This window comes from Streptomyces rubellomurinus (assembly GCF_000961885.1).
Taxonomy (GTDB): domain Bacteria; phylum Actinomycetota; class Actinomycetes; order Streptomycetales; family Streptomycetaceae; genus Kitasatospora; species Kitasatospora rubellomurina.
Map to the genome: position 1 here is coordinate 1 of NZ_JZKH01000183.1, position 5,068 is coordinate 5,068.

The window sequence follows — 5,068 nt, forward strand, 5'->3', positions numbered from 1 at the left end:
GGGCTGGGCGGATTCAGGACGGGCTCCGGGGTTCGGGGACAGGGGGCGTACGGCCGCGGGCGGTCGGGTCAGTGCGCGGTCGGGCCGACCACGACGCTCAGGACGGTGAAGTGCTCCAGCATCGGCGTGCAGGAGCGGCACGGTGGGGCGTGGGTGCCGTGCGCCGGGTCGCCCTCCTCGCGGATGCGCACGGTCGTCATCCGCGCGCCCTTCAGTGCCTTGCGCGCCTCCTGGACCGTCATCGGCTTGCGGGCGGCGCGCTTGGAGCGCTTGCCGTCCACCGAGAGCAGGTACCGGGAGAGCAGGACGGCCTCCGGGCAGCGGCCGGTGAACCGCTCGCGGGCCTCGACGGGCAGCGCGTCCAGGAAGTCGCGGACCAGCGGGTGCAGGACGGGAAGCCGCTCGTCCTTGTCGCCGGCCAGGGTGTGCACGTCACCGGCCTTGAGCGACAGCGCGGCGGCGACGGCGGGCAGCAGACTGTCGCGGAGGTGGCGCAGCACGGGCGGGCCCGCCGGCTCACCGGTGGTCATCCGTCCTCTCCCTCCTCGTTCCTGTCGGTTCGGTTCCCGTTGGTCCGGCCCCCGCTGGTCTGGGGCCGACCGTTCCGGGGCAAGCCTGTCAAACGACACCGACAACCGCACAACCGGGGTGCTGGGCGACCCGGTGCGGCCGGGCGCTCACCCGATGCTGGCCGAATCCGCACACCGCCGTCATGACTTGTCCGTCGATTTCCGGAAAACGACCCCGGGCGCGGGCCGCGGCCGGTACCGTTCCGGCAGCGGGCCGCGGCCCCCGCGGGGGCCGACTCCGGTGCCCGCGCCGGACGTTGGGGCCGCCGGGGGCGGGGCTGGGTCGTCCGGCCCGCCCCCGGCGCCGGAGCGAGGGGGCCCGAGCGATGACGTGGAAGCCGTCCCAGGCCGAGACCGCCAACCAGGCACCCGGGGGCCACGTGCCGACCCCGGGCGCCCCGCCGCAGCCGGTGCCGGAACGCCCGGTCGGGCTGGCCGTGGTCGGCGCCGGCTACTGGGGCCCGAAACTGGTGCGCAACGCCCAGCACACCCCGGCGCTGCGGCTGCACTGGCTGTGCGACCTGGACGAGGCCAAGGCCCGTGCCGTGCTGGGGGAGTACAGCACCGTCCGGGCCACCGGCGACTACCGCGAGGTGCTGGCCGACGAGCGGGTCGGGGCCGTCGCGGTGGCCACCCCGGCCGGCGCGCACTACCGGCTGGTCCGGGCCGCGCTGGAGGCCGGCAAGCACGTGCTGGTGGAGAAGCCGATCACCACCTCCGCCGCCGAGGCCGCCGAACTCGTCGACCTGGCCGAGCGGGCCGGGCTGGTGCTGATGTGCGACCACACCTTCTGCTACACCCCGGTGGTGCGCCGGATCCGCGAGCTGGTGCACGGCGGGGAGATCGGCGACGTGCAGTTCTTCGACTCGGTGCGGATCAACCTCGGCCTGGTCCAGCCGGACGTGGACGTGCTGTGGGACCTCGCCCCGCACGACCTGTCGATCCTGGACTTCGTGCTGCCGCCCGGCGTCGAACCGGTCGGGGTGTCCGCCCAGGGCGCCGACCCGATCGGGGCCGGCCGCGCCTGCGTCGCGTACCTGACGCTGCGGCTCAGCAACGGCGCGCTGGCGCACTGCCACGTCAACTGGCTCTCCCCGACCAAGGTCCGCACCACGCTCATCGGCGGCTCCCGGCGCACCCTGGTCTGGGACGACCTCAACCCGCAGGCCCGCCTCGCCGTGCACGACCGGGGCGTGGACCTCACCCCGCCCGACGAACTGACCGACGCGATCCGGCACCGGGCGCTGATCTCCTACCGGGTCGGCGAGATGGTCGCGCCCGCGCTGGTCGAGCAGGAGGCGCTGCGCAACGTGATGGCCGAGTTCGCCGCCGCCATCCTGGAGGGCCGGGCGCCGCTGACCGACGGCCGGGCCGGGGTGCGGGTGCTGCGGCTGCTGGAGGCCGCCTCGCTCAGCCTCGAACTCGGCGGCGCCACCGTCCCGGTGGGGGCCGCGGCCGGGGCGGCCGAAGCGGTTGCGGCGGCCGGAGCCGTCGAGGCGGACGACCGGGCGGCGGCCCGGTGAGCGCCCCCGACCGGGCGGGCATCCCTTTGGTGGACCTGGCCGCCGCGCACGCCGAGGTCGCGGCCGAGGTGCGGGCGGGCTTCGACCGGGTGCTGGCCAGCGGCGCCTTCGTCCAGGGCCCCGAAGTGGCCGCGTTCGAGCGGGAGTACGCGGAGTTCACCGGCGTCCGGCACTGCGTGGGCGCCGCCAACGGCACCGACGCCCTCGAACTCGCCCTGCGCGCCCTCGACCTGCCGCCCGGCGGCGGCGTGGTGCTACCCGCCAACACCTTCGTCGCCACCGCCGAGGCCGTCCAGCGGGCCGGGCTGCGGCCGGTGCCGGTCGACGTCGACCCGGAGCACCTGCTGATCGACCCGGACCGGGCCGCCGCCGCGCTGCCCGCCGCGGTGGCGCTGCTGCCCGTCCACCTGTTCGGCCAACTCGCGCCGATGGGGCCGCTGTTGGAGGTGGCGGACGGCCGGCCGGTGGTCGAGGACGCGGCCCAGTCCCAGGGCGCCCGGCAGCACGGCCGCACGGCGTACGGGCGGATCGCGGCCACCAGCTTCTACCCGGGCAAGAACCTCGGCGCCTACGGCGACGCCGGGGCCGTGCTCACCGACGACCCCGAACTGGCCGACGCCGTCCGGCGGATCGGCGACCACGGCGCACGCGGGAAGTACCGGCACGAACGGTTCGGCTTCAACTCCCGGATGGACGCCCTGCAGGCCGTCGTGCTGCGCGCCAAACTGCGCCGGCTGCCCGCCTGGAACGCCGCCCGCCGCGCCGCCGCCGACCGCTACCACGCGCTGCTGCGCCCACTGGCCGACGCCGGGGTGCTCACCCTGCCGGGCACCGCGCCCGGCAACGAGCACGTCCGGCACCTCTACCCGGTGCGGATCGCCCCCGGAAGGGGCCGGGACGCCGTCCTCGCCGCGCTGCACGCCGCCGGGATCGGCGCCGGGGTGCACTACCCGGTGCCGGTCCACCTGCAGCCCGCCTTCGCCCACCTCGGCCACCGCGCCGGGTCGTTCCCCGTCGCCGAGCGCGCCGCCCGCGAACTGCTCAGCCTGCCGCTGCACCCGCACCTCACCGAGGGGCAGCAGACGCGGGTCGTGGAGGAGTTGCGGCGGGCGCTGGGTGCGGGGCCCCACCCGTAGGAATGACCCCCCCAGGGCCTGTCCGCAAGCTCCCGCCTGTGGGGCGACGCCGGGGCACGCACCTCGCTGCGTTGTCGTCGGTCGCCAATGCTCCGCAGTGGCTCCCTCCTCCGCCTTGCGATGCACGCACCCCAACGCCGCCCCACCCACCCTCCGGGTGGACGACGGGAGCTTGCGGACAGGCCCTAGGCTGGTGCCCAGCAAGCGCACCGAGAAGTTGCAGCAGTGGGGGCTTCCAGATGACGACAGGTCGGCCCGGCGTCGCCGCCGCACCGAACGCGGCGTACGCAGGTCAGGTGGTGCAGTTCCCGGACCCGGTCCGCGCGGAGCGGCACCCCGCCGGGGTCCGGGTGGACGAGTACGGCTACCCGGACTTCAGCCCGTACGCGGCCGCCGCGGCCGAGGTCGCCGACCCGCCCGAGGGCTTCGGCGTGGACGAACTGCGGCTGACCGACTACGTCTCCGCCAACGCCGCGCTGTTCATCGAGGGCCACCCGCTCTGGGCCGACCTGGACACCGCCGTCGCCACCCCGCCCGGCTGGACCTGGCACCACGTGGTCGGCCGGGCCGCCCCCGGCTGGCGGCGGATGGAGCTCGTCCCGGTCGAGGTGAAGGCCCTGCTGCGCCACCACGGCGGCCTGGCCACCTCCGCCGCCGACCACTCCCGCCGCGGCACCCGCCCGCTCCAGGAGCACCGGCCCGTCCACTTCTCGCTGGCCCGGGACGGCGGCGACCCGGTCGGCGTCCCCGAGGACCTGGTGCAGCGCGCCGAGGAGCGCCTCGGCTACCGGCTGCCCGGCGCCTACCGCACCTTCCTCAAGGTGGCCGGCGGCCGCGCCCCGGTCGGGCTGGCGCTGGACACCGACCTCGGCCTGCTGCTCGACCAGCCGTTCCTCACCCTCAGCGAGGAGTACGGCACCGACGACGTGGTCTACGCCAACAAGTGCCTGCGCGACCACCTCACCAAGGACTACCTGGGCATCGCCTACGCACAGGGCGGCATCGTCGCCCTCAAGGTGCGCGGGGAGCGGGCCGGCTCGGTCTGGCTCCACCTGTACGACGACGCCCGCGACACCGGCGCGCCGGAGGCCCCCGAGGACCGCTGCGCCCGGCTGCTGCTGCCCTGCGGGGACGACTTCGACGCCTTCCTGCTCCGGCTGGCCGGCAGCCCGCCGGAGCTGGAGACGGTCGCGAAGCTGATGGTGGACGGCGGGTTCGCCCGCGCCGTCCCGGTGGGCTGACCGGGGTGGGTGCGGTGGCACAGGCGGAACGGGGGACGACGAGGATGCGGACAACAGGGGTGAACCGGGCGTGGTGACGTACGCGCAGGCGCAGGAGCTCGCCGAGGAGTGGATCAACGGCGGGGTGCCGCGCGCGCAGCAGCGCGAGGTGCGGGTCCGGGAGTTCGACCTGGGCTTCGTCTGCTGGGCGGTGCCGCTCGCGGACGGCGGGACGGACGGCTCGGTCGGCTCCGCCGGCTCGGGCGAGGCGCGGCTGGTGATCGCCCGGGACTCCGGCGCCAGCACGCTGTGGCCCGCGCTGCCGGTGAACGAGGTGGTCCGGCAGTACGAGGAGGTGTACGGCCGGCCGGTCGCGGCCAACCCCGCCGGGGCGGCGAAGCCCGCGCCCGGGCCGGTGGAGGCCACCTCCTTCCTGCTCAGCCCGCCGCAGTGGCTGCAGGAGGCGGGGGCCGCGGCGATCGCGGCCGAGTCGGAGCGGCTGGGGGCGGCCCCGGCCGCTGCCGCCGCGCCCGCGCCCGCTCCGGCGGCGCCCGCGCCGGTGCCCGTCGAGCCGGCGCCCGCGCCGGTCGAGCCCGCGCCCGTTCCGGCGCCGGTCGACC

4 protein-coding genes and 1 pseudogene are annotated in these 5,068 nt (G+C 76.3%); 4 read left to right on the plus strand and 1 reads right to left on the minus strand.

Translation table 11 applies throughout. The features are described from left to right. Window positions 1-68: 68 nt before the first annotated feature. The gene (locus tag VM95_RS36870; RefSeq protein WP_045705558.1) at window positions 69-530 is read right to left on the minus strand and encodes a YwqJ-related putative deaminase; all 462 of its coding nucleotides are present in this window, start codon (window positions 528-530) and stop codon (window positions 69-71) included. Window positions 531-895: 365 nt separating this feature from the next. Between VM95_RS36870 and VM95_RS36875 the strand changes: the two genes are divergently transcribed. The 4 genes and pseudogenes from VM95_RS36875 to VM95_RS36890 form a co-directional block, all read left to right on the plus strand. After that, window positions 896-2,092, plus strand: a complete 1,197-nt coding sequence (locus VM95_RS36875) for a Gfo/Idh/MocA family protein (protein ID WP_078861161.1) — start codon at window positions 896-898, stop codon at window positions 2,090-2,092. Next, complete coding sequence (locus VM95_RS36880; protein ID WP_167352995.1) at window positions 2,089-3,228, plus strand: DegT/DnrJ/EryC1/StrS family aminotransferase; 1,140 nt, start codon at window positions 2,089-2,091, stop codon at window positions 3,226-3,228. Before VM95_RS36875 ends, VM95_RS36880 begins: the two co-directional genes overlap by 4 nt. A 239-nt stretch (window positions 3,229-3,467) precedes the next feature. Further along, window positions 3,468-4,469: an SMI1/KNR4 family protein gene (locus VM95_RS36885; RefSeq protein WP_045705562.1), complete on the plus strand. Its 1,002-nt coding sequence runs from the start codon at window positions 3,468-3,470 to the stop codon at window positions 4,467-4,469. Window positions 4,470-4,539: 70 nt separating this feature from the next. Further along, a pseudogene (locus VM95_RS36890) lies at window positions 4,540-5,068 on the plus strand (SUKH-4 family immunity protein); the annotation flags it as partial.